The following is a 25,546-nucleotide window of genomic DNA, read 5'->3' as shown; positions in this document are numbered from 1 at the left end:
GTTCCTTTTTCTTCTTCTCATTTATTGCGCGTGGAATGGGGTTAGCACGATGATATGTCTGGACATCCGGACGGCTAAGACCATTTTGCTTTATCTTATGCCTTTTGGTTAGTTGCTAGCCGCCCTTTTGCCCGTTAAAAAGTCGATAAATCAATTTATTAATCCTTAAGGCTAGCTAAACGATGACCACACATCACCGTCTTGAGATGCGGGACATTTCCATCGCATTTGCTGGCTTCAACGCACTTAACCGAGTGGATTTCACCCTGGACGGCGGCTCGATTCATGCGTTAACCGGCACAAACGGGGCCGGGAAATCGACACTGATGGCGGTGCTTTCAGGCGCGCACGACCATTATCTGGGACAAATCCAGATTAATGGCGAGCAGGTGGAAATTCGCACCCCGCGTGATGCGAAACAGCTCGGCATTCACCTCGTCCAGCAGGAAGTGGATGTGGCGCTGATCCCAGGCCTGAGCGTGGCGGAAAACATCATGCTCGATACGCTCTCGGAAGCAGGCCACTTCTACCACTGGTCGCAAATTCATAAACAGGCTCACGAAGCGCTGTCGCTGCTGGAAGTCAACATCGACACCCGTAAACGCATCGAACAGTGTTCGCTGGCCGAAAAGCAGCAAATCCTGCTGGCGCGTGCGCTTTCGCATAACTGCCGCTTTTTGATCCTCGATGAGCCGACCGCCCCGCTGGATCAGAATGAAAGCGAGCACTTGTTCAACGTGGTCAGGCGTCTGCAGCGTAACGGCATCGCGGTGGTCTTCATCTCGCATCGCATTCACGAGCTGAAAGCCATCTGCGATCGCATGACGGTATTGCGTGATGGGCGACTTATCGAAAGCGCGCCAATGAACGCGCTGAGCGGTGAAGAGATCGTTGAGAAGATGCTTGGCCATCAGTTAGACGATATCTATCCGCCCAAACGTCCGAAAGTGGCTGACGAAACGCTGCTGCACATCGAAGGGCTACACGACGATTTGCTGCTGCGCGACATCTCGCTACGTCTACGCAAAGGCGAAATTCTGGGCATTGCCGGCCTTGCAGGCGCAGGCAAAACCGAGCTGTGCAAAGCGCTGTTTGGTGCCACCCGCAGCCAGGTTCAGCGCGGCGAACTAAACGGCAAAGCCTGGAAGCCGAAAGACCCTGCCGATTCCGTACTGCGCGGTTTGGCGCTGGTGCCGGAAGAACGTCGCAAAGAAGGCATTTTTATCGACGAACCGGTGAGCATGAATCTCTCAATCAGCTCAGATAATAGCTTTTCACGCTGGAGTCTGTTCGGTCACCGTCAGGCGTGGCGCTGGGCAGAAGAGGTTATCGCCCGTCTCGGTATTCGCACCACCGGCCCGGCACAAACTCTGCGTCGCCTGTCAGGTGGTAATCAGCAAAAAGTGGCGATCGGTAAATGGCTGCGTGGCAATGCTGAAGTGCTGATCTTCGATGAGCCAACCAAAGGTGTGGACATCAAAGCCAAAACCGATCTGTTTACCCTTATCGACGGTCTGGCCCGACAGGGCAAAGGCGTGATTTATGCCTCCGGCGAATTTGCCGAGCTGGTTGGCCTGTGCGACCGGATCTGCGTGCTGTGGGATGGTCGTATCGTCGCTGAACTCGACGGCCATGAAGCTTGCGAAGAAACCCTTTTACTCTACTCCACCGGAGGAACACCTGCGTGAGCAAAGCATTATCCCTAAAAGCGGCATCTGGCCGTCATCAGCTGTTTGAGTTTCTCTATAAGTGGGGAATGCTGCTTACCGTGGTCGCGCTGGTGGCGCTATTTGGCATCGCCTCGGAGAATTTCCTCGAGCCAAATAACATCATCAATATCCTGCGCTCTATCGCCATCGTGACGGTGATTGCCATTGGCGTATCGATTTCACTCACCGTGGGTGGCTTTGATTTGTCCGTCGGTTCAACCGCCTCACTTGCCAACGCGCTGGTGATTTCCCTGTTTGTCTGGCATGGCTTCGGCACCACCGAGGCGATTGTTATCACCCTGGTGCTGTGTACCCTCGTCGGCCTGTTTAACGCCTTTTTAATCGTCATTCTGAAAATTCCTGACATGCTCGCCACCCTCGCCAGCTTGTTTGTGATTCAGGGCGTGGCGATGACTTACAGCTACGGCGGCTCGATAACCGAAAATATGGTGCTGCCGAGCGGCGACATGGCGGAAGGCACGATCCCGGCGGCGTTTGGTCTGCTCGGCCAGGTACCGACCATCGTCATTATTATGTTGGCGGTCACCATTGTGGCGCAGCTGGCCCTTTCGCTGACCAAACATGGTCGCCGGATGTACGCCATTGGTGGTAATCCGGAGGCGGCGCGCCTGTCAGGCATTCGCACTACGCGCTATCGCGTGGCGGCTTATGTGCTGGCGTCGTTGCTGGCAGGTTTAGGCGGCATCCTGCTGGCCTCGCGTATCGGTTCTTCACAGGTTAACGCTGGGGGCGGTTATCTGATGGACGCCGTGGCAGCTGCATGGATTGGTTTTTCGCTGGCGGGTTCCGGTAAACCCAATGCGCTGGGCACGCTGGTCGGCGCGGTGATCCTCGGGGTACTGCAAAACGGGCTGGTGATGCTCTCCGTGCCTTACTACGCCATGGACATTATTAAAGGTCTGGTGCTGGCAACAGCGCTGGCGATTACTTACATACAAAAACGTTAATCACTTGCAGACAGGGAATACACAATGAAAAAAATAACCACTTCACTGATAGCGCTAAGCCTGCTCGCCGCTTTGCCAGGACAGGCCGCAACCGTGGCACCCGTGCCGGAAGCCATCGCAAGCCATGATGGCCCGATTCGCATCGCCATTATCCGTAACCTGGGTTCCGACGATAACACCACCCAGTTTGTCGCAGGCGCGGCTCAGGAAGGCAAAAAGCTGGGCTTTAAAGTCAGCACCTTCTTAAGCAACGGCGACGACGCTAAATTCCAGGACTTCGTTAACCAGGCCATCAGCCAGAAATACGACGGGATTATTCTCTCGCAAGGGCGCGATCCTTACTCCACTGAGCTGGTGAAAAAAGCCGTCGATGCGGGGATTAAAGTCGCGGTGTTCGATACCGCCGTGAACGGCACCATCCCGGGCGTGACCGTGACGCAACAGGATGACTCCTCGCTGACCAACCTCTCTTTCGGGCAGTTAGTGAAAGATTTCAACGGCAAAGCCAACATCATCAAGTTGTGGGTGGCCGGGTTCCCGCCAATGGAACGCCGCCAGACCGCTTACCAGGAATTGCTCAAAGCTAACCCTGGCATTAAAGAGCTGGAGTCCATCGGCGCAGTATCAAGCGACGTGCAGGGAGACACCGCCAACAAAGTCGGTGCGGTGCTGGCGAAATACCCGAAAGGCAAAATCGATGCAATCTGGGGCACCTGGGACGCTTTCAGCCAGGGCGCATATAAAGCGCTGCAAGAGAACGGACGCACCGAAATCAAACTCTACAGCATCGACGTGTCCAACCAGGATTTACAGCTGATGCGTGAGTCAAATAGCCCATGGAAAGTGAGCGTTGCGGTGGATCCGAAACTGATTGGCGCGACAAACGTGCGTCTGATTGCCAACAAGATTGCGGGTGAATCCACCCCTGCCACCTACGACTTCAAAGCCGCGGCTATTCCGCAGGCATTGCTGGCAAGCCAACCGGGACCGGTGAACGTCGCGTCACTGGGTAAAATCATCCCTGGTTGGGGCCAGACGGAAGATTTTATCGCGCCGTGGTTCGCCACCCTTGAAGCGAAAAACGCGAAAAAATAAGGATCGGTAATGGCACTTCCGCAACCCGAATACAGCCGCAATATGCAGCTTATCGGCCACAGCGACCAGGGAGGTCGCCCGGACGGCGTGCAAGTGATGGTCCATCGCGGCTACGCTTACATCGGCCATATGGTCTCGAAGGGATTTTCGATTGTCGATGTACGTGATGCTAAAAACCCGAAAGCGGCTGGCTTTGTGCCAGCCCCGCCGGGAACCTGGAATGTGCATCTCCAGGCGCATGACGATCTGCTGCTGGTGATCAACGCCCGCGACCTGTTTGCCGACGTCCGTTTTGCCGATGAAAAGGTCTATTACACCCGCGCGGTGGGCGAAACCGTCAGCGATGTGCAGGACAAAGGCTGGAGCGCCGGACTGCGGATCTTTGACATCTCCACGCCGGACAAGCCGCGTGAAATCAGCTTTCTGTCGCTCAATGGTATCGGTATCCATCGCTGCTGGTATGTGGGCGGACGCTGGGCGTACGTTTCAGCGCTGATCGACGGCTTTAGCGACTATATCTTCCTGACCCTTGATCTTGCCGACCCGCGAAATCCGCAGGTGGCGGGCAACTGGTGGTTACCGGGCATGAACACTGCCGCCGGTGAAACGCCGAGCTGGCCGCAAGGTAAACGCTACGCGCTGCATCACGCGATTATCAGTGGTGACACCGCTTACGCCAGCTGGCGCGACGGTGGTTTGACGCTGCTGGATGTCTCCGATCGCAGCCAGCCGCAGCTCATCAGCCATCGTAACTGGAGCCCACCGTTTGGCGGCGGCACGCATACCGCCCTGCCGCTTCCGGACCGGGATTTGCTGGTGGTGCTGGATGAAGCCGTGCTGGATAACCAGGAGGATGGCGAAAAGCTGATTTGGGTGTTTGATATTCGCGATAAATCAAACCCTGTCAGTATCTCCACCTTCCCGCAGCCTGATGAAATCGATTATGTGGCAAAGGGCGCGCATTTCGGCCCGCATAACCTCCATGAAAACCGGCCCGGCAGCTTTATGAGCTCGACGCTGATTTTCGCGACGTATCAGAATGCGGGGGTCAGAGCGTATGACATCTCTAACCCGTATCGTCCGGTGGAAACCGGTGCGCTGGTGCCCGCCGCACCTGAACGGATGATGGACACCCGCCCAGGCCGTCCGCAGATAATTCAGTCCTGCGACGTATTTGTCGATGCCCAGGGGATTATCTACAGCACCGACTACAACGGCGGGCTTTCGGTGATTGAATATTTGGGGTGAGTTGAGGCGTTAATTGTCGGATGGCGCAGCGCCATCCACCGTTTTACCTTGCTCTAACCCTTCTGCCGAACGCGGGCAATAAACTGCTCGACGTTCTCAATCTTCCCGGCAATCAAAATCAAGAATGAACCCAACTCAATGGCGTGGCGGGTGCATGCCACGCGCGTTTCGTGGTCTTCAATCGTTTCCAGGTCCGCGACATGGGACATCCCCACCGTGCGACGGATAAGCTCTGTACCGCAATAACCGATGGCGTCCTTCCACACACTTTGCAGGAAGCGATTCGCATAACCCGGATAAGCCAGCGCGACGTCGCGAGTTTCGCTCCGCGCCAGCGCTTCGAAGCGTTGCGCGAAAGTGAGCCACAACTCGCGGATATCCTGTAAACGTTGCTCACGATGGGCAGCGGCATCGCGTGGGCCAAAATGCCCAGGCTGAGCGCAGTAATTCAGCAACAGGTTGCCGATTGCGGTACCGATATCAAAACCAATCGGGCCAAAGTAGCCGAACTCGGCGTCGATGGATTTCAGGCTGCCCTCGGCGACAAAAATCGAGCCGCTGTGGATATCGCCATGCAGTAAAGCCTCTGCCGCCGTGAAGAAGCGGTGTTTCAGCCCGGCCACGGCAATCTTCAGGTTGTCGTCACTTCTCAGCGCGACAACCTGATCTTCCAGTTCAGCAGGATAGTTATTTCGCTCGTGGTCGATAAACGGATCGTTAAAGAACAGATCTTCGGTGATCTCGCACATTTCTGGATTGATAAAGCGCGCAACCTGCGCTTTTTTCTCATGAGGATGCAGATAGAAATCAGACGTGTGGAACAGTGTTTGTGCCAGATATTCACCCAGCTGCGTCGCGGCTTGCGGGTAGTAAACACCGCTAATCAACTCGCCACGCCAGATGCGGTGGCTGGAGAGATCTTCCATCACCATCACCGCCAGTTCCGGGTCGTAATGCAGAATTTGCACGGTGTGCTGCGGGCTGTGTTGGTAATGCTCTACCAGGGTTTGCGCTTCCAGGCGGGCACGGTCAAGGGTTAGCGGCCATGACTCGCCGACGCAGCGCACGTAAGGCAGCGCCTGTTTAACAATAATGCGGCTGATACCTGCGGTATCGAAGATTTTAAACACCAGGTTGAGGTTCCCGTCGCCCACTTCCTGCGCGTCCACCAGGCTTGCTGGATGCGCCAGGCCACCAAACTCTTGAGCATAAGCCACCGCGTCGGCTGCGGTAAACGTGCGGTATTGCGACATTGCCGGTTCCTCTTCGAAATAAGTAAAATAAGCCGTTCAGACGTCTATACATCCATGTGGCATGTTGGCACAATACGAAGCAATAACGCAACATGGATTTAACACGCATGCATAATTTAAAAACAACCAGCCTGCACGTTCGCGATAACCAATTGTGGATCCTTGACCAGCAGGCGCTTCCCCAGCAGCAAAACTGGCTGCCTGCTCATACCGTCGACCAGCTTGCCGGCCATATTCATGCCCTGCGTGTGCGCGGTGCGCCGCTTATCGGCCTTTCTGCCAGCCTGCTTCTGGCGCTGCTTGCCGAAAACGGTCAGCCGAGAGCCCAACTCGGACAGGCGCTGGAGATCCTTCGGGCGTCACGTCCGACAGCCGTCAACCTGATGAACAATCTGGATCGCATGAAGCTTGCCCTGGCGGCAGATAACGTCGTCGACGCCCTGAGCGTTGAAGCGCTGCGTCTGGTGGAAGAAGACAAAATTCTCTGTGAAAAGATAGCGATAGCCGGAAGCGCGCTGGTTAAACCTGACAGCCGCCTGCTCACCCACTGCAACACTGGTGGGCTGGCGACAGCGGGCGTCGGCACCGCCATTGGCGTGATTCGCCGGGCTTTTGAGCAGGGCAACGTGGCTAATGTGTGGGTGGATGAAACGCGCCCACTGTTACAAGGTGGTCGTTTAACAGCATGGGAGTTGGGCGAGCTGGGTATCCCCTACCAGCTGATTTGCGACTCCATGGCGGCAAGCCTGATGGCGAAAACACAGGTCGATGCGGTGTGGGTGGGTGCGGACCGAATCGCTGCCAACGGTGACGTGGCAAACAAAATTGGTACCTATAGCCTGGCGGTGCTGGCGAACTATCACGGTATTCCGTTCTACGTTGCCGCCCCGCAAACCACGCTGGATACTCATTGCCCGAACGGTGAAGCCATTCCTATCGAGCAGCGCGCTGCCAGTGAAGTCACTGGTGTGGCAGGCAGTTTTGGCGCGGTGCAGTGGGCACCAGAAAATGCAGCGGTTTATAACCCGGCATTCGATGTGACCCCTGCCGAACTTATCAGCGGCTGGGTGTTGGATTCCGGCGTGGTGACGCCTGAGCAGGTTCGGGATGGTGTATTTAAACGCAGATAGTTTTATGGTGGATGGCGCTTACGCTTATCCACCCGACTATTCACTTAAGGCAACTTCGGATAAGCATCCGCAATCGAATCACCGGTAAAGTTCGCAATCCACCCTTCCGGATTATCGAAAATACGAATGGCGGTGAAATGCGGCTGCGAGCCCATATCAAACCAGTGCGGTGTCCCGGCTGGTACTGAAATCAGATCATTTTTCTCACACAGGATCTGGTAAATCTTGCCGTCCAGATGCAAGCAGAACAGACCGGCACCTTCCACAAAGAAACGCACTTCATCTTCGCCGTGCGTATGCTCGGAGAGAAACTTACCGCGCATCACCTCTTTTTGCGGGTTATCCGCACGTATGCTTATCACATCCCAGCTTTGATAGCCTTTCTGCGCCACCAGCTTGTCGATGGCGTGCTGATAGGCTTCCAGCACCGTTTGCGGCTCCGGGTTCTGGCCTAAATCGCGGTTAGCTTCCCAGCGTTCAAAACGCACATCTTTCGCGTTCAACTGCTCGCGGATAGCCTCAGCATCGGTGCTGTGCCACACCGGCTCGCGGGATTCGGTGTCGGTAAAAATGGTCAATGCGCTCATGAGGGAAATTGCTCCAGGTTTATCTCGTCAAAACGGTTAACCTGACGGTGAACACTGTCGGTGTCCTCCTCGCCACGAATTAACTGCACGGTGTTCCAGCCCGCCTGCTGCGCGGCATCCAGCTCCTGTCGGATATCAGACAGGAATAAAAGCTCATTCGCAGGCTTGCCAATTTGAGCGGCGATATTGCGATAGGACTGCACGTCGCGTTTCGCCCCAACGTGGGTGTCAAAATAGCCGCTGAACCGCGAGGTTAAATCACCTGCATCGCTGTAGCCAAATAACAATTTCTGCGCAGCTACTGAGCCTGAGGAATATACATACAGCGCAATGCCCTGCTGCTGCCAGGCGTTAAAAACAGGTAGAACGTCTGGATAAAGATGCCCGGTAAAATCGCCGTTTACGTAGCCATCTCGCCAGATTTCGCCCTGAAGTGCTTTTAAAGCGGTGGATTTACGATCCTGGTCCATAAAGCTAAACAGGATCTCGATCAGCCGTTCGGTATCGGCCTGCGGCTCTTCGATCTCCGTACGCAGATCGACCATGATCGCCTGAATATGTGCTTGTTGCTGATGCTCGCGCACAAATCCCGCCAGCCGTTCACGGGCAAACGGGAAAAGAATGTTATGCACGAAGCGGATGTCGCTGGTGGTGCCTTCGATGTCGGTGATAATGGCGCGGATCATGTTCTCTCCAGCAAGCGTAAATTCATTTCGCATTCAAATAAAAACTCCAGCCCTTCAAGGTGCTGACGGGCTTGAGCGACATCTTTGCCCCAGCAGGTCAGGCCGTGTCCGCGCAGCAAAAAACCGTAACGGAGGGGCGTTTCCGTAGCAAAGTGCTCAATACGGCGGGCGAGTTTGTCGATATCCTGCTCGTTGTCGAAAATCGCAATCGGTAGCGCATCCAGATGCGTGGTCTGGCCGGTCAGGGACTTTTGCATCTCGTAACCACGTAGCACCAGTGAGTCTGATTTTTCCACTCGCGAGAGCACCGTCGAATTAACGGTATGGGTATGCAGAACCGCCCCCGCGTCAGGGAACAGGCGATAAATCAGAGTATGCAAAGCGGTTTCTGCCGAGGGTTTGCGGCCCGAGGGTGCGCGATTACTGGCAATCTCAACCTGAATAAAGTCGTCCACCGTCAGGCTACCTTTGTCTTTGCCGGATGCGCTGAGCAGGCAGTGAATCTCGTCTTCCCGCACCGACATATTGCCGCCGGTTGCCGGTGCCCAACCTTTCGCGCCTATCCAGTGGCAGGTCGCCACGAGTTCGGCGAGTTGCAGATGTGCTTTCATACCCCTCCTGAATGCGGGTGCGATGTTGTTATATCTTTATGGTTTAGACGTCTAAGCGTCTTGATTGCCAAATATTAACATCGACGTTATAGTCCAGCAACATAAGGAATACAGCCGTGACATCAAAGGTCGTATCACAATGACGCAAAAAACCTTGATTCCCGAGAGCAAATTGCCTGCCCTCGGCATCACCATTTTCACCCAGATGAGCCAGCTTGCGCAGCAGCATCAGGCCATTAACTTGTCGCAGGGATTCCCGGACTTCGACGGGCCGCGCTATTTGCAGGAGCGCCTCGCGTTTCACGTGGCAAACGGGGCTAACCAGTACGCGCCGATGACTGGCGTGCAGCCACTGCGTGAAGCTATTGCAGAGAAAACCGCCGAGCTTTATGCCTATAAACCGGATGCCAACAGTGATATCACCGTGACGGCTGGGGCAACCGAAGCCTTATACGCGGCCATTACTGCGCTGGTTCGTCCTGGCGATGAGGTGATTTGTTTCGACCCAAGCTACGATAGCTATGCGCCGGCGGTGACGCTTTCAGGTGGCATTCTCAAACGAATCGTCCTCCAGCCGCCCTCTTTTCGCGTTGACTGGGAAGCGTTCGCCACGCAGCTCAGCCCACGCACGCGCCTGGTGATCCTCAATACGCCGCATAATCCTTCCGCCACGGTGTGGCGCAAAAGCGATTTCGCCGCCCTCTGGCAGGCGATTAAGCAGCAAGAGATTTATGTCCTGAGCGACGAAGTTTACGAGCACATTTGCTTTGATGAAGCAGGTCATGCCAGTGTGCTCGCTCATCCACAACTGCGTGAACGCGCCGTGGCCGTGTCGTCGTTTGGCAAAACGTTCCATATGACGGGTTGGAAAGTGGGTTATTGCGTGGCGCCAGCCGCCATTAGTGCCGAGCTGCGTAAAGTGCATCAATATCTGACTTTCGCGGTCAACACGCCGGCGCAACTGGCGATTGCGGATATGCTGCGCGCCGAGCCTGAGCACTATCGCGAGTTACCGGAATTCTACAAGGCACGTCGCGACCGCTTTATTCAGGCGCTGGCAGACAGCCGTTTCGAAATACTGCCATGCGAAGGTACCTATTTCCTGTTGGCAGATTACAGCGCGATTTCCGATGCGGATGATGTGACTTTCTGCCAGTGGCTGACAAAAGAAGTTGGCGTGGCGGCTATTCCGCTTTCGGTGTTCTGCGCCGATCCGTTCCCGCATAAGTTGATTCGCCTGTGCTTTGCGAAGCAGGAAGCGACGCTGGATGCGGCAGCCGAGCGTTTATGTAAGGTTTGAGTTGTCATGGATAAGGGTGGATAACGCTAATCGCTTATCCACCCTGCAACAACCTTAAGCCTGGCCATGCGACAACTAAGCCGCTGGCACCACCTTAATATCCTCCATCCCAATACCCAGCTTGCGCGGTTCATGGCCAAGAATATTACCTTCATTCGATAACTGCGGTTGCGGTGGAACAATCTCCAGCACATTGCTGCGTTCAGGGTTATCGAAATGCAGCGTCGTGGTACTGGCATCTTCACCCAGGACCAATGTTTGCTGCTGGCTCCCCACTTTTACCGGCACAGGCTTACCGATATTCGGGCCAAAGGCTTTCGCCGTAATCACCAGATCAAACTTCTCCGGTAGCGGCTCGGCGTATTCAATTTTCACTTCCGGTGCCAGGTTGGCATTCGACCAGCGGCCCCACTCTTCCGGGCGAGAAATCCCGCTAAACTCTTTCACATTTTGCGGCGCACCCGGAACGTTGAAAATAAAACTGTCGGCCTGATAACGAATGGCATTTTCATCGACCTTCAACAATGCGACATTCTTTTTAAACTGCGCTTTGTCGATATTTTGCTGCGCAAATTGAACGGCGTGTTGCTCTTGCGGCTGTTCAATTAAACGCACCGATGTTTGCCCACCCACTTGCCCCTGAGCCACGCACAGCCCGGTCGAAAGTGCCAGGTTGGGTTCCCATAAACGCGCCATTTTGAAGCAGCGGTCGGCCCAGATAAATTTGTCATTCTCTTTAAAGTCAGCCAGTTGATAACGCAACGGCGCTGAATATTCGCTTTCAGGCAACGGTTCTATTTTTTTATCCAGAACACGCAGCAACAGTGGCATTTTGAAATGCGCCCCCGAATAGCTGAAGGTATTTTTCTTCTGGTCAATTTCATACTGGGTAATTGTTTTCGGGAAGTTCCACAGATCGATGACATCAGGTTTCCACTCCATCACCTTTTCTTTGACGTTAAGGAATACCGATGCAATAGACTGCCCGGACAAACTACTGCGCCCCAGCCCAAGATAATTATCGCCGCCTAACACATCTAACACCGTTGCCCCGTTATCCAGCGTGCTGCGTTTTACCGGCACCAGATCGGCCTGTGGTTTATCACCGCGAATAATAAAGAACAGGTTATTACGGTCATGCTGATTGAGGTATTTGTACGCGGTGTTATTCATTGCCAGGTGATCGGAACTCACCACAATGACGGTATTTTTAAAATACGGCGATGCTTTTATTTTCTCGATAAGGGCGGCAACGTGTTCCTGGCTGCAAGCCACGGCGCTGAAGGATTGGTTTTCTTTACCGTCAAAACGGTAACTGCGGCGCTTACAGGTTTTCGAAATAAAGCCGTCAGGGTGATGCGTGTCGACGGTCAGCGTAAACAGGGAGAATCGTTTATTCTTTTTCGACAGTTCAACATACTTTTCATACACCTCGTCCAGAACCGTATCGTCGTAGAAGCCCCAGTTATTACGGTATTCCGGGTCAGCCACCATGCTTTTCAGCTCTTGCGCGCCGTACATATGGTCGAAACCATGAGACTGTAAAAAGATGTCTTTGCCCGCAAAGCGCAAGTCCGCGCCCTGCATAAAGTAATTTTCATATCCCGAGGCTTTGAGGATATCGCCAAGGCAGATATTTTTCGGGAAGAAACTCGACATCGAAGCCGAGGAATTACCTTCAAATGGTGCAAATAACGGAATACCACATTGCGAGGCGACCATTCCGGCAATGGTATAATCGGTTCCCGGTAATTGCACCGTATGGCTGAAATCTATTGCTTCATTTTTAAGCCCGGTTAATTCCGGGGCTAAGTCAGGAAAATATTCCGGCTGCAAATAAGTGCGTTCCAGACTTTCACCGTAAATATAAACCAGGTTTAATTTAGGGTCTTTAATACTCCCCTGCGGGACTTTGTAATAAACATCAAAATCAGAATCGCCGGAACGAGTTTGCGATTTTACCAGCTCAGCGACCTGGCGGAATGCGGGTGACGCATCCACAGAACCCATCGCCAGCATGAGTGCCAACAGGCTATAGCCAAAATGGTGAGGGTAGTTTTTACGACGGCGTAAAATCCAGGTCAGGCCGCTGAAAACGGCCACCAGCGCGACAAACACGCCCACACCCGGCAGTATGTATTTGCCAATCCCGGCGCCAGTCAGGCTGCTGGTTAGCGTGTAAAGCACGGCGTCGTTAATCCCGTCGCCGGTAAAGTAGTTACTGGCAACAAAGGTGACGTTCAGGACAATATACAGCCCCAGAATCAGAAGGATGGCGATAAACCACCAGACGTTACGACCTGCTTTTACGGCGTACACGGCAATGGCTGCGACAAACAACACAATTGAAAGCATTTCCGACAACGCCTGACCCTCGAAATAGATGCGCATAAGTGCGCAAAACTGAACCCAGTCACTACTGACCGCTAAATCTAGCGTTGTTGTCACAGTCCTGCAATTTCTCTGACATGAAAGTGTGCTGCATTTCGGAATTGTACCCGCTAAAAGTAAGGGTACAGGGGGAATCAATAGCAAATAGCTATCAGAACCATCGTTAATACAAGGGTTGCGCGGATTGACCCATCCGCTACATCAATGATTTAATCCCGCCGCTGTTATGATTTTTTAAAGTGGAATTGTAACGCGCAACATGAGAAGCCACCCCGCAACGGGTGGCTTTTTTTTATATCCGTAGAGGCAGAACATTCCGGGTATTAATTAAGTTGTTAGGTAAAACTTATCAATTCGATACAGCTTACCCATTAGAGCCAGACGCAATTATTCGGTACCTTTCTCCCATCGCAAAACGGAGGAAGTACAGATGTCTTTAATTAATACAAAAATCAAACCATTCAAAAACAGCGCTTTTAAAAACGGTGAATTCATTGAAGTTACCGAAAAGGATGTAGAAGGTCGCTGGAGCGTTTTCTTCTTCTACCCAGCTGACTTCACTTTTGTTTGCCCAACTGAACTGGGCGATGTTGCTGACCATTACGACGAATTCCAGAAACTGGGCGTGGATATCTATTCTGTTTCCACGGACACCCATTTCACTCACAAAGCGTGGCACAGCAGCTCTGACACCATCGCGAAAATCAAATACGCAATGATCGGTGACCCAACTGGCGCACTGACTCGTAACTTCGAAAACATGCGTGAAGACGAAGGCCTGGCGGATCGCGGTACCTTTATTGTTGACCCACAGGGCATCATTCAGGCTATCGAAGTGACTGCTGAAGGTATTGGCCGTGACGCCTCTGATCTGCTGCGTAAAGTGAAAGCGGCTCAATATGTGGCATCTCACCCAGGTGAAGTTTGCCCGGCTAAATGGAAAGAAGGTGAAGCAACGCTTTCTCCATCTTTAGACCTGGTCGGTAAGATCTAAAAAAATAAGACAATGAACACCTGCAATAACTAACTCAGCGGTGGGCAGCGCGCAAGCCTGTCCACCCTGGTTATTCTCGCCATCAGGGAGATTTAAATGCTCGACAACAACATGAAAACCCAACTCAAGGCCTACCTTGAGCGCTTAACTAAACCTGTTGAGTTGATTGCCACGCTGGACGACAGTGCAAAATCAGCCGAGATAAAGGAACTGCTGGCAGAAATTGCTGAGTTATCTGAGAAAGTTTCCTTCAACATTAATAACGACTTGCCGGTGCGCAAACCGTCGTTTTTGATTACCAACCCAGGTTCCGATAAAGGCCCACGCTTTGCGGGTTCCCCACTCGGCCATGAATTTACTTCTCTGGTTTTGGCTTTGCTGCAAACCGGGGGACATCCGTCGAAAGAGTCGCAAGATTTGCTTGAGCAGATCCGTGAAATCGACGGCGATTTCCATTTTGAAACCTATTACTCGCTTTCGTGCCACAACTGCCCGGACGTGGTGCAGGCGCTAAACTTGATGGCGGTGCTAAACCCGCGCATCAGCCACACGGCAATTGACGGTGGCGTTTACCAGAATGAGATTACGGATCGCAACGTGATGGGCGTGCCTGCGGTGTTCCTCAACGGTAAAGAGTTCGGCCAGGGCCGCATGACGTTAGCTGAAATCGTCGGTAAAATTGATACCGGTGCTGAAAAACGTGCGGCCGAAGCGCTGAACAAACGCGATGCTTACGATGTGCTGATTGTCGGTAGCGGCCCTGCGGGGGCTGCAGCAGCGGTTTACTCGGCACGTAAAGGCATTCGCACCGGTTTGATGGGCGAGCGTTTTGGCGGCCAGGTTTTAGATACTGTTGATATCGAAAACTATATTTCCGTACCAAAAACGGAAGGCCAGAAACTGGCTGGGGCACTGAAAGCACACGTTGATGATTACGACGTGGATGTTATCGACACCCAAAGTGCCAGCAAGCTTATCCCGGCGAAAACCGAAGGCGGCTTACATCAGATTCAAACGGCTTCCGGCGCCACCCTGAGCGCACGCAGCATTATCATTGCGACGGGTGCAAAATGGCGCAATATGAACGTGCCTGGCGAAGAACAGTACCGTACCAAAGGCGTGACTTATTGCCCGCACTGCGACGGCCCGCTGTTTAAAGGCAAACGCGTAGCGGTGATTGGCGGCGGTAACTCCGGCGTGGAAGCGGCGATTGACCTGGCGGGTCTTGTTGAACACGTTACCCTGCTGGAATTTGCCCCAGAAATGAAAGCCGACCAGGTCCTGCAGAAGAAACTCCGCAGCCTGAAAAATGTCGATATTATTTTGAACGCGCAGACGCTGGAAGTGAAAGGCGATGGCAGCAAAGTGACCGGATTGCAGTATAAAGACCGCGTGACTGAAAGCGTGCATCAGATTGAACTGGCAGGTATTTTCGTGCAAATCGGTCTATTGCCGAACACCAACTGGCTGGAAGGCAGCGTTGAACGCAACCGCATGGGTGAAATCATTATTGATGCGAAGTGCGAGACAACCGTGAAAGGCGTGTTTGCCGCGGGCGATTGCACTACCGTGCCGTACAAGCAAATTATCATCGCTACAGGCGAAGGCGCGAAAGCCTCTCTAAGCGCATTTGATTATTTGATTCGCAACTCGTAAGACTGATATTCATCTTAAAAATGGCCTGTCATCTGACGGGCCATTTTTTTAATACTCTTTAGGCAAATGCTTAATACCCATCAGCCTCCCACGCTTAATCTCAACGTAATCTCCGCGTCTTAACTCGCCAAGAATCGCCATGATAGTGCTGTGTGCAAGCTGCGTGCGTTCCTGAATGTAGTCGGCCACATTCACGTTAGCGCGAGTTTCAGGTGCCAGCAAATTCAACTCGAGCAGTTTATTGCGTACCATGACGTAAGCCGTCACACCAATCAGATGCTCTTCGCGGTAAGTCACGACCTGAATATACCAGGAAAGCGTGATAGCAACAGATTGCCACAGCTGTTTTTCAGTGAACATTTCAAAGGCTTGAGATGCCGGAATAACCCGCCCCTGGCATAATTCTTGTGCTTTCAGAAACCAGCCTCCCCGTGGCCGTAAACACTCGGCGATGCCATAAATCATGGGGGCGTGAATTGAACTAATGACTAAACCATCGCTTGCGCGGATACAGGTGAAATTTCCTTCGGTGAAAAGAAAAAGTGACTTTTCATTTTCTCGGGTCGCATGAATTTCATCCTGCACATGAAATGTTTGCACACTTCCCAGCGTTGAAAGCGCGTCCTGCAATTCCATTAACTCGGCTGTTGGCCGGGAGGAAGCATGAGGGAAGACCGAATTATCACTGCATCCATCATTTATAGTGACCATGAATCAACCCTTTCTCATTCGTGTCACCAATATAATAGCGCATAAAAAAAAGCAGCCTGAGCTGCTTTTTTACTATTGATTCTAAATGGCTATTTGCGACGCCAGGTTGTCCCTTGCGCGCCATCTTCCAGCACAATGCCCATTTCATTCAAGCGATCACGAGCCTGATCCGCCAGCGCCCAGTCTTTTGACTGACGGGCATCGTTACGCTGTTTGATGAGCGCTTCGATCTCAGCCACTTCACCGTCGTCAGACTGTGCACCACCTTGCAGGAATGCTTCTGGATCTTGTTCCAGTAAACCCAGAACACCAGAAAGCTGGCGCAGCGCAGCCGCGAGGCTATTTGCTGCAACCAAATCCTCAGTTTTCAGGCGGTTCACTTCACGCGCCATATCAAACAGCACAGAGTAGGCTTCCGGCGTATTGAAATCATCGTCCATCGCTTCACGGAAACGAGCTTCAAAGGCTTCGCCGCCCGCAGGCTGAACGCTGCCGTCGGTGCCACGCAGTGCGGTGTACAAACGCTCAAGCGAAGTACGCGCCTGTTTCAGGTTCTCTTCGCTGTAGTTCAGTTGGCTACGATAGTGGCCGGACATCAGGAAGTAGCGAATGGTTTCGGCATCGTAATACTTAAGCACCTCACGCACGGTGAAGAAGTTGCCCAGTGATTTGGACATTTTTTCACGGTCAACCATCACCATCCCGGAGTGCATCCAGGTGTTAACGTATTCGCCGCCGTGCGCACAGGTGGACTGCGCGATTTCGTTTTCGTGGTGCGGGAACATCAGGTCTGAACCGCCACCATGAATATCAAAATGGTTACCAAGCTGCTTGCAGTTCATGGCAGAACATTCGATGTGCCAGCCTGGACGACCTTCGCCCCACGGGGATGACCAGCTTGGCTCGCCTGGTTTCGACATTTTCCACAGCACGAAATCCATCGGGTTGCGCTTAACGTTCGCTTCTACTTCAACACGGGCACCGGCTTGCAGTTGCTCCAGGTCCTGGCGAGAAAGTTTGCCGTAATCGGCATCGCTTTCGACCCAGAACATCACATCGCCATTGCTGGCAACATAAGCGTGATTACGCGCGATAAGCTGTTCAACAATTTCGATGATGTCCGGAATATGTTTGGTGGCGCGTGGCTCGCTGTCCGGGCGCAAAATATTCAGCGCGTCGAAATCGGTGTGCATTTCGGCAACCATGCGGTCTACGAGCGCAACAAAATCTTCGCCGTTTTCATTGGCGCGTTTGATGATTTTATCGTCGATGTCGGTAATGTTGCGCACATACTTCAGCTTATAGCCGATAAAGCGCAGGTAACGCGCGACCACATCAAAGGCAACAAAAGTACGGCCATGGCCGATATGACACAAATCGTAAACGGTGATACCACACACGTACATGCCAACTTCTCCGGCATGAATAGGTTTGAATTCCTCTTTTTGGCGACTCATTGTATTGAAGATTTTTAACATCAGGGGATTCCATGTAAGCGTGTGATTTCAAAATTAGGCTATATGTTACATCAAAATTTCACACGGAAGCAGCACGCTTTGCAAGGTGATGATCATGTGCAGTTATGCTATAACAACCACCTTGTGTCGCGGCACCGTCTGCCCGAACACTGTCTGACTAATATAGGATGCACAGCATGGTTACTTTTCATACTAATCACGGCGATATCGTAATCAAAACTTTTGATGATAAAGCGCCTGAAACTGTTAAAAACTTCCTCGAGTACTGCCGCGAAGGTTTCTACGCGAACACCATTTTCCACCGTGTGATCAACGGTTTCATGATCCAGGGCGGCGGTTTTGAACCGGGTATGAAGCAAAAAGACACCAAAGACACCATCCAGAACGAAGCGAATAACGGCCTGAAAAACACGAAAGGTACGCTGGCAATGGCTCGTACCCAGGCGCCACATTCTGCAAGTTCCCAGTTCTTTATTAACGTGGCTGACAACGATTTCCTGAACTTCAGCAGCGAAAGCATGCAAGGTTGGGGTTACTGCGTGTTTGCTGAAGTGGTTGAAGGCATGGACGTTGTTGAGAAAATCAAAGGCGTGTCCACTGGCCGCAGCGGTATGCACCAGGACGTTCCTAAAGAAGACGTGGTTATCACAAGCGTAACCGTCAGCGAATAATTCGCCCATGGCGACGCTGTTTATCGCAGATTTACATCTGTGTTCAGAAGAACCGGCGATTACCGCCGGTTTTCTGCGTTTTCTGGCGGGCACCGCTCGGGAAGCTGATGCGCTCTACATCCTTGGCGATCTGTTTGAAGCCTGGATTGGCGATGATGACCCTGAACCGCTGCACCGCCAAATTGCTTTAGCCATTAAAGAACTGGTTGATTCCGGCGTGCCCTGCTTCTTTATTCATGGCAACCGCGATTTCCTGCTCGGCAAACGCTTCGCCCGTCTTAGCGGCATGACTTTATTGCCGGAAGAAAAAACGCTCGACCTGTATGGCCGCAAAATACTGATCCTGCATGGCGATACCCTTTGCACTGACGACCACGGTTATCAGGCGTTCCGCAAAAAAGTCCACCAACCGTGGCTACAATGTTTGTTCCTCGCCCTGCCGCTGTTTATTCGTAAACGCGTGGCCGCCAAAATGCGCGCCGGCAGCAAAGCCTCGAACAGCAGCAAATCAATGGCCATTATGGATGTGAATCAACACACCGTGACCCGCGCGCTCACCCGCCATCAGGTACAGTGGATGATCCACGGCCATACGCATCGCCCAGAAATTCACTCGCTCTCAGCTAACGGCAAGCCCGCATTTCGTTGCGTACTTGGTGCATGGCATAGCGAAGGGTCAATGATTAAAGTCACTGCCGAAGACGTCGAACTCATCCCCTTCTCTTTTTAAATAAAATCGCGTTTTTTTGCCGCCTTGTTGACCACGCAACCGTTTTCCTTGCTCTATGTTCATGCTATTCTCTGAGCCCTTCTGACCGACCGAGCCACGTTCGGTGATGTTTGCACACCCACAGGAGTTTTGAGACGCATGTCCTCCAACCAGACCCCAGCGCGTATCGCCATTGTCATGGGTTCCAAAAGTGACTGGGCTACCATGCAGTTTGCCGCAGAAATCCTCACCGCCCTTGATGTTCCACACCATGTCGAAGTGGTTTCCGCACACCGCACTCCCGATAAACTTTTCAGCTTTGCCGAACAAGCAAGCGGTAACGGTTATCAGGTTATTATTGCGGGCGCGGGTGGTGCGGCGCATTTGCCAGGTATGATCGCGGCAAAAACGCTGGTTCCAGTGCTGGGTGTGCCAGTCCAGAGCGCGGCATTAAGCGGCGTAGACAGTCTCTACTCTATTGTACAAATGCCGCGTGGCATTCCCGTTGGGACGCTGGCGATCGGTAAAGCGGGCGCGGCTAATGCTGCACTGCTGGCGGCACAAATCCTTGCGCTGCACGATAAAGAACTCACCGTGCGTCTTGAAGCATGGCGCCAGAGCCAGACCGATGAAGTGCTGGACAATCCAGACCCACGGGGTGAAGCATGAAACGCGTTTGCGTGCTGGGTAACGGCCAGTTAGGCAGAATGCTGCGCCAGGCAGGTGAACCGCTGGGCATCGCGGTTTACCCGGTTGGCCTTGATGCAGAACCTGAAGCCGTGCCATTTGCGCAAAGTGTCATCACCGCAGAAATTGAACGCTGGCCTGAAACCGCCCTCACCCGCGAACTGGCTCGCCACAATGCGTTTGTGAACCGCGATGTGTTCCCAATCATCGCTGACCGTCTGACGCAAAAACAGCTGTTCGATAAACTCGAACTGGCGACCGCGCCGTGGCAATTACTGTCCAGCCGCGACCAGTGGGCTGGCGTGTTCCAGAACCTTGGCGAGCTGGCCATCGTAAAGCGCCGCACCGGGGGTTATGACGGACGCGGGCAGTGGCGTTTGCGCAGTGATGAAACCGCTCAGTTGCCAGATGATTGCTACGGTGAATGTATCGTTGAGCAAGGGATCAACTTCTCGGGCGAAGTCTCGCTGGTTGGCGCACGTGGTCACGACGGTACAACCGTGTTTTACCCGCTGACGCACAACCTGCATCAGGACGGTATTCTGCGCACCAGCGTGGTTTTCCCGCAGGCTGACATCGAGCAGCAACAGCAAGCAGAAGCGATGCTTTCTGCCATCATGCATGAGCTGAACTATGTTGGTGTCATGGCGATGGAGTGCTTTATCACGCCAGCCGGGCTGCTGATTAACGAACTGGCACCACGCGTTCACAACAGCGGGCACTGGACGCAAAACGGCGCCTCCATCAGCCAGTTTGAATTGCATCTGCGCGCCATTGTTGACCTGCCTTTGCCGCAGCCTGTCGTTAATTCACCGTCGGTGATGATTAACCTTATCGGCACCGATTTAAATTACGACTGGCTGAAACTGCCACTGGTCCATTTGCACTGGTACGGCAAAGAGGTGCGTGAAGGCCGCAAAGTGGGCCATCTCAACCTGAACGACTGTGATACCGGCCGACTATGCGCGTCACTGGAAGCCATCGTGCCGTTGTTACCGGCGCAATACGCCAGCGGCATCGCGTGGGCGCAGCATAAATTCGTTAAGTAACCTTTATGGCGGGTGGCGCAAAGCGTTTACCCGCCCTGTAATTCAAGCCCATTCCCCCTTCCTTTCTTTTTTGCATGCAAAAGCGCACAATTCTGCCTCACTCGCTTGAAGGTTTATCCATGCAAAACGCTCGTCCCAATACTCAAAATTATGAACATCTGCTGCGTAACGATATCCCGCTTATCGACGTACGCGCTCCGGTTGAATTCACCCAGGGGGCGATGCCTGCCGCGCTGAATTTACCGCTGATGTCTGATGACGAGCGTGCTCAGGTCGGCACATGCTACAAACAGCGCGGGCAGCAGGCTGCGGTGGAATTAGGCCACAGCCTGGTGAATGGCGACGTTCGTGAAGCGCGTTTGCAGCAGTGGATTGAGCAATGCAAGCAGAACCCGGAAGGCTACCTGTGCTGCGCCAGAGGCGGCATGCGCTCGCACATTGTGCAGCAGTGGCTACGGGAAGCGGGTGTGGATTACCCACTGGTCGAAGGCGGCTATAAAGCGCTGCGCCATTATGCGATGGATGTTATTGAATCCTGCTCGCGCTGGCCGATGGTGCTGATCAGCGGAAATACAGGCGGCGGTAAAACGATTCTGATTCGCTCGCAACAGACAGGCGTTGATCTCGAAGGGCTGGCACATCATCGCGGTTCGTCCTTTGGCCGCACAATTGTCGAACAGCCCTCGCAAACCAATTTTGAAAACAACCTCGCGGTCACGTTGCTTAAGAAAAGCGACGGCGCGCAAGTCACCTGGGTTGTTGAAGATGAAGGCCGAATGATTGGCTCGCGCCACATCCCGGAGTGTTTCAGAGAACAGATGCAACGCTCACCGATTGTGGTGATTGAAGATCCCCTCGAGCAGCGTTTAGAGCGTTTAAAAACCGAATATTTCCAGCAAATGAGTACTGCGTTTTTGTCGGTCAACGATGAGGACACAGCATGGCAGCAATACGGCGAGTATTTACATCATGGCCTGTTCGCCATTCGCCGCCGTTTAGGCATGGAACGTTTTGCACAGTTCAGCGCCTATCTGGATGACGCGCTGGTTGAACAACGTAAAACCGGTTCAGTAGACGGGCATCTCGCCTGGCTTTCACCGCTGCTTGAAGAGTATTACGACCCAATGTATCGCTACCAGCTCAGTAAAAAAGCAGGCAATGTGGTATTCCGCGGGGATTACAGCCAGGTTGAATCCTGGCTACGTAATAACATCGGTTAAAAGCAGGCTGAATAGTTTGTTAAGGCCAGCTGAGTTGGCCTTGCCGCCGGGATGCAGCGGGCGTCAAGTCGCCCGCAGAGCGAGTCAATCCTATCCTCTACAATCCAAGTTCACTAAGAGAGGGATGATTATCCGGGCGCCTTCCCAGAGGCCAGTGGAACAACCGCTCAGATGCACTGATAGGCATATCATTCACACAAGCAAAGCGGCGCTGCATCAAACCGTCTGGCTCAAACTCCCAGTTTTCATTGCCATATGAACGGAACCAATTGCCCGAGTCATCATGCCATTCATAGGCGTAGCGCACGGAAATCCGGTTTTCAGTAAATGCCCAGAGTTCTTTTATCAGGCGATAATCGAGCTCCTTTTTCCATTTACGTTCAAGAAAGGCCTGTGCTTCCTCACGGTTCGTGGCAAATTCTGTACGGTTTCGCCATTGGGTGTTCACGGAATAGGCCAGCGCCACTTTACTTGGGTCGCGGCTGTTCCAGCCATCTTCTGCCAGCCTCACTTTTTCTATTGCACTTTCACGTGTGAATGGCGGTACAGGGGGACGTTGATTCATTTGTGTTCCTCTAAAATCCATAAAGTAGACAGACCTGTCTACTTTATGTAAAAGTACATCTGAGAAATAACACTGTCAATAAACTTACGAAGGCCATCTACACTATGTTTTCTTTAACTAAGAGTACTGATAAAAAAATCGCCGCCAGGGAAAAAATACTGATTACAGCGCACGATTTATTTTACTCTTCCGGTTTTAGGGCGACAGGTATTGATAAAATCATTCAGCAGGCCAAAGTAACAAAAGTCACTTTCTATCGCCATTACCCCAGTAAAAGCGCATTGATAATCGCTTATTTAAATTACAGACATGAAATCTGGATCGACTGGTTTCACAGCACCCTCAGAAACAAACGAGAAGATAATAAAGCCCCATCACTCGCCCTTTCTGAAACATTTAATGAATGGTTCAGCCATGAATCTTTTCGTGGTTGTGCATTCATCAATGCAACCGCTGAAGCAGAATCTGAAGATATTAAAGAAGAAATTAAGTCTATTTGCCGCAATCACAAGCATGAGACCAGAGCGATAATTATGTCGTTGTTTGACATTAAAGAATATCAATTAGCTGATAATATAATAACGTTGATTGATGGCGCGATTATTCATGCACAAATGGGCATGAATATGAATGGAGTTATTGAGCAGTTAAATAACGGGCTGGAGAAATTAGTTTCAGCTGCATAGCATAAAGAAACATTGCCATAAATAACCCCCCTGCGGCATTCACGCCGCAGGGGGGTATACTTATGGTGTAACGATATTGAACCAGAACTCGAACTTGTCCATGTAGCCGAGCATCTCATCGAGCTTCGCACCATTCCCTGTGACCTTAACTTCGCCTTTATCTTCAGCCTGCTTCAGGGTTTCTTCTTTCAGGATGATTTTATTCAGCGTGTCACGGTTCAGAGCAATCGTGGCATCAGCGTCTTTCGCTTCTGCATTAGGCGTGTGGTTCAGCACACCGTTTTCCAGCTCCAGCTTGTACTTGCCGCCGTCGCTGCCCAGGTCGATGTTAAACACCGCTTTGGCATTACCCGCTTTTTCACCGTTGATATGTACCGCCAGGAAATCGAAGAACATTTCAGGCGTCATCGCACGAACGGTATCCGGGCTTGCGGTATTCGGCGTCGGGCCTTTAACCACACCATTACGCAGCTCCTGAGCACCGGTCAGGTAGAAGTTACGCCATGGGCCAGATTCAGCCTGGTAACCCAGTTGTTCCAGTGCATCCGCTTCCAGGTTACGCGCATTCTGGTTATTGGGATCGGCGAACACCACTTTACTCACCACCTGAGCAACCCAACGGTAGTTACCCTGGTCAAAGTCGGTTTTCGCTTTCTGAAGAATCGCATCGGCACCGCCCATGTATTCAACAAATTTCTTAGCCGCTTCTTCCGGTGGTAATTCATCAAGTGTTGCCGGGTTGCCATCGTACCAGCCGAGATACAGCACATAGGTCGCTTTCACGTCATGGCTGATGGAGCCGTAATAGCCGCGGTTAGCCCAGGTCTTCGCCAGGTTGTCTGGCAGTTTGAAGTTGGCAGCAATTTCATCGCGTGTCAGGCCTTCGTTGGCCATACGCAGCGTCTGGTCGTTGATATAACGATACAGGTCACGCTGGCTTTTCAGCAGGCCAACCACGTTTTCGTTGCCCCATGTCGGCCAGTGGTGCTGAGCCATAATGATTTCGGCTTTGTCACCCCAACGCACAATGGCTTCGTTGATGTATTTCGACCAGGGTAGCGGTTCACGAATTTTCGCGCCGCGCAGGGAATAAGTATTGTGCAGAGTGTGAGTCACATCCTCTGCGGCTTCGATGAGTTTCTTCTCTTCGATATACCACAGCATTTCAGACGGGGCTTCTGAACCCGGTGCCAGCATGAAGTCATAAGTCAGACCATCAATGACTTCCTTCTGGCCATCTTTCTCGATGATGTTCGTTGGGGCAATCAGCGTCACGGTACCCGCTGATGTGGTGGTGCCCAGACCCGCGCCGACCTGGCCGGTGGCATCAGGTTTCAGGAGGTTGCCATACATATAGCTGGCACGGCGGCTCATGACATTGCCTGCCATAATATTCTCGGCGACAGCAGCTTCCATAAAGCCTGCTGGCGCATAAACTTTTACCTTCCCGGATTTCACATCCGCTTCATCTACCACACCACGTACACCGCCGTAGTGGTCAACATGGCTGTGAGTGTAAATGATGGCAACAACAGGTTTATTGCCGCGATTTTTGAAGTACAAATCCATGCCGACTTTTGCTGTTTCCGCTGAAACCAGCGGGTCAACGACGGTAATCCCCTCTTTACCCTCAATGATGGTCATGTTGGATAAATCGAGGTTTCGGATCTGGTAAACGCCCTCAGTCACTTCAAACAGACCGCTGATATTAATCAACTGAGACTGTCGCCAAAGGCTAGGGTTTACAGTGTCAGGGGATTTTTCCCCTTCTTTGATAAATGCATACTGCTGTGGGTTCCAGATAACATTTCCCTGCTCGCCTTTAATCACGTCCTGCGGTAAAGCGGCGATAAAGCCTTTGTGAGCATTCGTGAAATCGGTGTTATCGGAGAAAGGAAGCTGGTTATAAAGTGCATCGTTAGCCTGCTTTGTTGACGCGGTGGCACCTTTTGGTGCTTCCTGCGCGAACAAAGGTGTCAGAGCAGTGGAGGAGAGTAACCCTGCCAGTGCCAGACTTTTGACGATCAACGTAAGTCTCATCTGTACCCCTCATGTGAAAACCTTCTAACTACTCAGTCTTATCGAATAGTTTCTTCTGGAAATCATTCATTAATTCAAACAATTAAAATGGCCGCTGACCAT

At 52.4% G+C, this 25,546-nt stretch carries 23 protein-coding genes; 14 read left to right on the top strand and 9 right to left on the bottom strand.

Annotation, left to right across the window (positions count from 1 at the left end; genetic code table 11):
• Nucleotides 1–182: 182 nt before the first annotated feature.
• From M975_RS02510 to M975_RS02495, 4 genes are read left to right on the top strand one after another with little or no spacing between them, the layout of a single operon-like run.
• Nucleotides 183–1,688 carry a sugar ABC transporter ATP-binding protein gene (locus tag M975_RS02510; RefSeq protein ID WP_064557133.1) on the top strand — a complete coding sequence of 502 codons (1,506 nt, stop codon included), beginning with the start codon at nt 183–185 and terminating at the stop codon, nt 1,686–1,688.
• Nucleotides 1,685–2,677 carry an ABC transporter permease gene (locus M975_RS02505; protein ID WP_064557132.1) on the top strand — a complete coding sequence of 331 codons (993 nt, stop codon included), beginning with the start codon at nt 1,685–1,687 and terminating at the stop codon, nt 2,675–2,677. Before M975_RS02510 ends, M975_RS02505 begins: the two co-directional genes overlap by 4 nt.
• A gap of 24 nt (nt 2,678–2,701) precedes the next feature.
• On the top strand, nt 2,702–3,772 hold the full coding sequence (locus M975_RS02500; protein WP_064557131.1) for a sugar ABC transporter substrate-binding protein: 1,071 nt from the start codon (nt 2,702–2,704) through the stop codon (nt 3,770–3,772).
• A 9-nt stretch (nt 3,773–3,781) separates the two neighbouring features.
• Nucleotides 3,782–5,020 carry an LVIVD repeat-containing protein gene (locus tag M975_RS02495; protein WP_064557130.1) on the top strand — a complete coding sequence of 413 codons (1,239 nt, stop codon included), beginning with the start codon at nt 3,782–3,784 and terminating at the stop codon, nt 5,018–5,020.
• Nucleotides 5,021–5,073: 53 nt separating this feature from the next.
• Here the strand turns inward: M975_RS02495 and mtnK are convergent, their stop codons facing one another.
• Nucleotides 5,074–6,273, bottom strand: coding sequence for an S-methyl-5-thioribose kinase (gene mtnK, locus M975_RS02490; protein ID WP_064557129.1), 1,200 nt, complete (start codon nt 6,271–6,273; stop codon nt 5,074–5,076).
• A gap of 107 nt (nt 6,274–6,380) precedes the next feature.
• On the opposite strand from mtnK, the gene mtnA reads away from it, so the two are divergent.
• On the top strand, nt 6,381–7,403 hold the full coding sequence (mtnA, locus tag M975_RS02485) for an S-methyl-5-thioribose-1-phosphate isomerase (RefSeq protein ID WP_064557128.1): 1,023 nt from the start codon (nt 6,381–6,383) through the stop codon (nt 7,401–7,403).
• Nucleotides 7,404–7,447: 44 nt separating this feature from the next.
• Here mtnA and M975_RS02480 read toward each other — a convergent pair whose 3' ends face one another.
• Genes M975_RS02480 through M975_RS02470 form a run of 3 tightly spaced genes read right to left on the bottom strand, consistent with a single transcriptional unit; the run spans nt 7,448 to nt 9,287 of the window.
• Complete coding sequence (locus tag M975_RS02480) at nt 7,448–7,990, bottom strand: 1,2-dihydroxy-3-keto-5-methylthiopentene dioxygenase (RefSeq protein WP_064557127.1); 543 nt, start codon at nt 7,988–7,990, stop codon at nt 7,448–7,450.
• On the bottom strand, nt 7,987–8,676 hold the full coding sequence (gene mtnC, locus M975_RS02475) for an acireductone synthase (RefSeq protein ID WP_064557126.1): 690 nt from the start codon (nt 8,674–8,676) through the stop codon (nt 7,987–7,989). Before mtnC ends, M975_RS02480 begins: the two co-directional genes overlap by 4 nt.
• Nucleotides 8,673–9,287: a methylthioribulose 1-phosphate dehydratase gene (locus tag M975_RS02470; protein WP_064557125.1), complete on the bottom strand. Its 615-nt coding sequence runs from the start codon at nt 9,285–9,287 to the stop codon at nt 8,673–8,675. The genes mtnC and M975_RS02470 overlap by 4 nt, the downstream gene beginning before the upstream one ends.
• 139 nt (nt 9,288–9,426) lie before the next feature.
• Here M975_RS02470 and M975_RS02465 point away from each other — a divergent pair, with 139 nt between their 5' ends.
• On the top strand, nt 9,427–10,587 hold the full coding sequence (locus tag M975_RS02465) for a pyridoxal phosphate-dependent aminotransferase (RefSeq protein WP_064557124.1): 1,161 nt from the start codon (nt 9,427–9,429) through the stop codon (nt 10,585–10,587).
• Between the two features lie 75 nt (nt 10,588–10,662).
• Here the strand turns inward: M975_RS02465 and opgB are convergent, their stop codons facing one another.
• Nucleotides 10,663–12,978: a phosphatidylglycerol--membrane-oligosaccharide glycerophosphotransferase gene (gene opgB, locus M975_RS02460; protein ID WP_064557123.1), complete on the bottom strand. Its 2,316-nt coding sequence runs from the start codon at nt 12,976–12,978 to the stop codon at nt 10,663–10,665.
• A 430-nt stretch (nt 12,979–13,408) separates the two neighbouring features.
• Between opgB and ahpC the strand changes: the two genes are divergently transcribed.
• Nucleotides 13,409–13,972 (top strand): alkyl hydroperoxide reductase subunit C, encoded by a 564-nt coding sequence (gene ahpC, locus M975_RS02455; RefSeq protein WP_064557122.1) that lies wholly within the window; start codon nt 13,409–13,411, stop codon nt 13,970–13,972.
• A gap of 96 nt (nt 13,973–14,068) precedes the next feature.
• The gene (ahpF, locus tag M975_RS02450; RefSeq protein WP_064557121.1) at nt 14,069–15,628 is read left to right on the top strand and encodes an alkyl hydroperoxide reductase subunit F; all 1,560 of its coding nucleotides are present in this window, start codon (nt 14,069–14,071) and stop codon (nt 15,626–15,628) included.
• Nucleotides 15,629–15,676: 48 nt separating this feature from the next.
• Here the strand turns inward: ahpF and M975_RS02445 are convergent, their stop codons facing one another.
• Together M975_RS02445 and cysS are read right to left on the bottom strand one after the other, a co-directional pair.
• Entirely contained in the window at nt 15,677–16,339 is a 663-nt protein-coding gene (locus M975_RS02445) for a helix-turn-helix domain-containing protein (protein WP_083967827.1), read from the bottom strand.
• 89 nt (nt 16,340–16,428) lie between these two features.
• The gene (gene cysS, locus M975_RS02440) at nt 16,429–17,817 is read right to left on the bottom strand and encodes a cysteine--tRNA ligase (RefSeq protein WP_064557119.1); all 1,389 of its coding nucleotides are present in this window, start codon (nt 17,815–17,817) and stop codon (nt 16,429–16,431) included.
• Between the two features lie 176 nt (nt 17,818–17,993).
• Here cysS and ppiB point away from each other — a divergent pair, with 176 nt between their 5' ends.
• The 5 genes from ppiB (at nt 17,994) to mnmH (ending at nt 22,153) form a co-directional block, all read left to right on the top strand.
• Nucleotides 17,994–18,488, top strand: a complete 495-nt coding sequence (ppiB, locus tag M975_RS02435) for a peptidylprolyl isomerase B (protein WP_064516793.1) — start codon at nt 17,994–17,996, stop codon at nt 18,486–18,488.
• A gap of 7 nt (nt 18,489–18,495) precedes the next feature.
• Nucleotides 18,496–19,218, top strand: coding sequence for a UDP-2,3-diacylglucosamine diphosphatase (gene lpxH, locus M975_RS02430; RefSeq protein WP_064557118.1), 723 nt, complete (start codon nt 18,496–18,498; stop codon nt 19,216–19,218).
• Between the two features lie 138 nt (nt 19,219–19,356).
• A complete protein-coding gene (gene purE, locus M975_RS02425; protein ID WP_064557117.1) occupies nt 19,357–19,866 on the top strand; it encodes a 5-(carboxyamino)imidazole ribonucleotide mutase in 510 nt (169 codons plus the stop codon).
• A complete protein-coding gene (gene purK, locus M975_RS02420; protein WP_064557116.1) occupies nt 19,863–20,933 on the top strand; it encodes a 5-(carboxyamino)imidazole ribonucleotide synthase in 1,071 nt (356 codons plus the stop codon). The genes purE and purK overlap by 4 nt, the downstream gene beginning before the upstream one ends.
• Before the next feature lie 119 nt (nt 20,934–21,052).
• Nucleotides 21,053–22,153, top strand: coding sequence for a tRNA 2-selenouridine(34) synthase MnmH (gene mnmH / locus M975_RS02415; protein WP_064557115.1), 1,101 nt, complete (start codon nt 21,053–21,055; stop codon nt 22,151–22,153).
• Between the two features lie 97 nt (nt 22,154–22,250).
• Here mnmH and M975_RS02410 read toward each other — a convergent pair whose 3' ends face one another.
• A complete protein-coding gene (locus M975_RS02410) occupies nt 22,251–22,718 on the bottom strand; it encodes a nuclear transport factor 2 family protein (RefSeq protein ID WP_064557114.1) in 468 nt (155 codons plus the stop codon).
• Nucleotides 22,719–22,822: 104 nt separating this feature from the next.
• On the opposite strand from M975_RS02410, the gene M975_RS02405 reads away from it, so the two are divergent.
• Nucleotides 22,823–23,404, top strand: coding sequence for a TetR/AcrR family transcriptional regulator (locus tag M975_RS02405; protein WP_064557113.1), 582 nt, complete (start codon nt 22,823–22,825; stop codon nt 23,402–23,404).
• Nucleotides 23,405–23,464: 60 nt separating this feature from the next.
• Here M975_RS02405 and M975_RS02400 read toward each other — a convergent pair whose 3' ends face one another.
• The gene (locus M975_RS02400) at nt 23,465–25,444 is read right to left on the bottom strand and encodes an alkyl/aryl-sulfatase (protein WP_064557112.1); all 1,980 of its coding nucleotides are present in this window, start codon (nt 25,442–25,444) and stop codon (nt 23,465–23,467) included.
• Between the last annotated feature and the right edge of the window lie 102 nt (nt 25,445–25,546).

It is taken from the genome of Buttiauxella brennerae ATCC 51605 (assembly GCF_001654925.1).
GTDB classification, from domain to species: Bacteria; Pseudomonadota; Gammaproteobacteria; order Enterobacterales; family Enterobacteriaceae; genus Buttiauxella; species Buttiauxella brennerae.
Note: the sequence above shows the minus strand (reverse complement) of the source record. Positions and strands in the feature narration are given on the sequence as shown.

Coding starts and splice junctions, on each gene's coding strand:
- cysS (WP_064557119.1), bottom strand. CDS start 17,817: ATGTTAAAAATCTTCAATACAATGAGTCGCCAAAAAGAGGAATTCAAA.
- M975_RS02500 (WP_064557131.1), top strand. CDS start 2,702: ATGAAAAAAATAACCACTTCACTGATAGCGCTAAGCCTGCTCGCCGCT.
- mtnK (WP_064557129.1), bottom strand. CDS start 6,273: ATGTCGCAATACCGCACGTTTACCGCAGCCGACGCGGTGGCTTATGCT.
- lpxH (WP_064557118.1), top strand. CDS start 18,496: ATGGCGACGCTGTTTATCGCAGATTTACATCTGTGTTCAGAAGAACCG.
- M975_RS02465 (WP_064557124.1), top strand. CDS start 9,427: ATGACGCAAAAAACCTTGATTCCCGAGAGCAAATTGCCTGCCCTCGGC.
- M975_RS02445 (WP_083967827.1), bottom strand. CDS start 16,339: ATGGTCACTATAAATGATGGATGCAGTGATAATTCGGTCTTCCCTCAT.
- M975_RS02510 (WP_064557133.1), top strand. CDS start 183: ATGACCACACATCACCGTCTTGAGATGCGGGACATTTCCATCGCATTT.
- opgB (WP_064557123.1), bottom strand. CDS start 12,978: ATGCGCATCTATTTCGAGGGTCAGGCGTTGTCGGAAATGCTTTCAATT.
- mtnC (WP_064557126.1), bottom strand. CDS start 8,676: ATGATCCGCGCCATTATCACCGACATCGAAGGCACCACCAGCGACATC.
- mnmH (WP_064557115.1), top strand. CDS start 21,053: ATGCAAAACGCTCGTCCCAATACTCAAAATTATGAACATCTGCTGCGT.
- mtnA (WP_064557128.1), top strand. CDS start 6,381: ATGCATAATTTAAAAACAACCAGCCTGCACGTTCGCGATAACCAATTG.
- M975_RS02495 (WP_064557130.1), top strand. CDS start 3,782: ATGGCACTTCCGCAACCCGAATACAGCCGCAATATGCAGCTTATCGGC.
- purE (WP_064557117.1), top strand. CDS start 19,357: ATGTCCTCCAACCAGACCCCAGCGCGTATCGCCATTGTCATGGGTTCC.
- M975_RS02480 (WP_064557127.1), bottom strand. CDS start 7,990: ATGAGCGCATTGACCATTTTTACCGACACCGAATCCCGCGAGCCGGTG.
- ahpC (WP_064557122.1), top strand. CDS start 13,409: ATGTCTTTAATTAATACAAAAATCAAACCATTCAAAAACAGCGCTTTT.
- M975_RS02470 (WP_064557125.1), bottom strand. CDS start 9,287: ATGAAAGCACATCTGCAACTCGCCGAACTCGTGGCGACCTGCCACTGG.
- ahpF (WP_064557121.1), top strand. CDS start 14,069: ATGCTCGACAACAACATGAAAACCCAACTCAAGGCCTACCTTGAGCGC.
- M975_RS02405 (WP_064557113.1), top strand. CDS start 22,823: ATGTTTTCTTTAACTAAGAGTACTGATAAAAAAATCGCCGCCAGGGAA.
- M975_RS02410 (WP_064557114.1), bottom strand. CDS start 22,718: ATGAATCAACGTCCCCCTGTACCGCCATTCACACGTGAAAGTGCAATA.
- ppiB (WP_064516793.1), top strand. CDS start 17,994: ATGGTTACTTTTCATACTAATCACGGCGATATCGTAATCAAAACTTTT.
- M975_RS02400 (WP_064557112.1), bottom strand. CDS start 25,444: ATGAGACTTACGTTGATCGTCAAAAGTCTGGCACTGGCAGGGTTACTC.
- purK (WP_064557116.1), top strand. CDS start 19,863: ATGAAACGCGTTTGCGTGCTGGGTAACGGCCAGTTAGGCAGAATGCTG.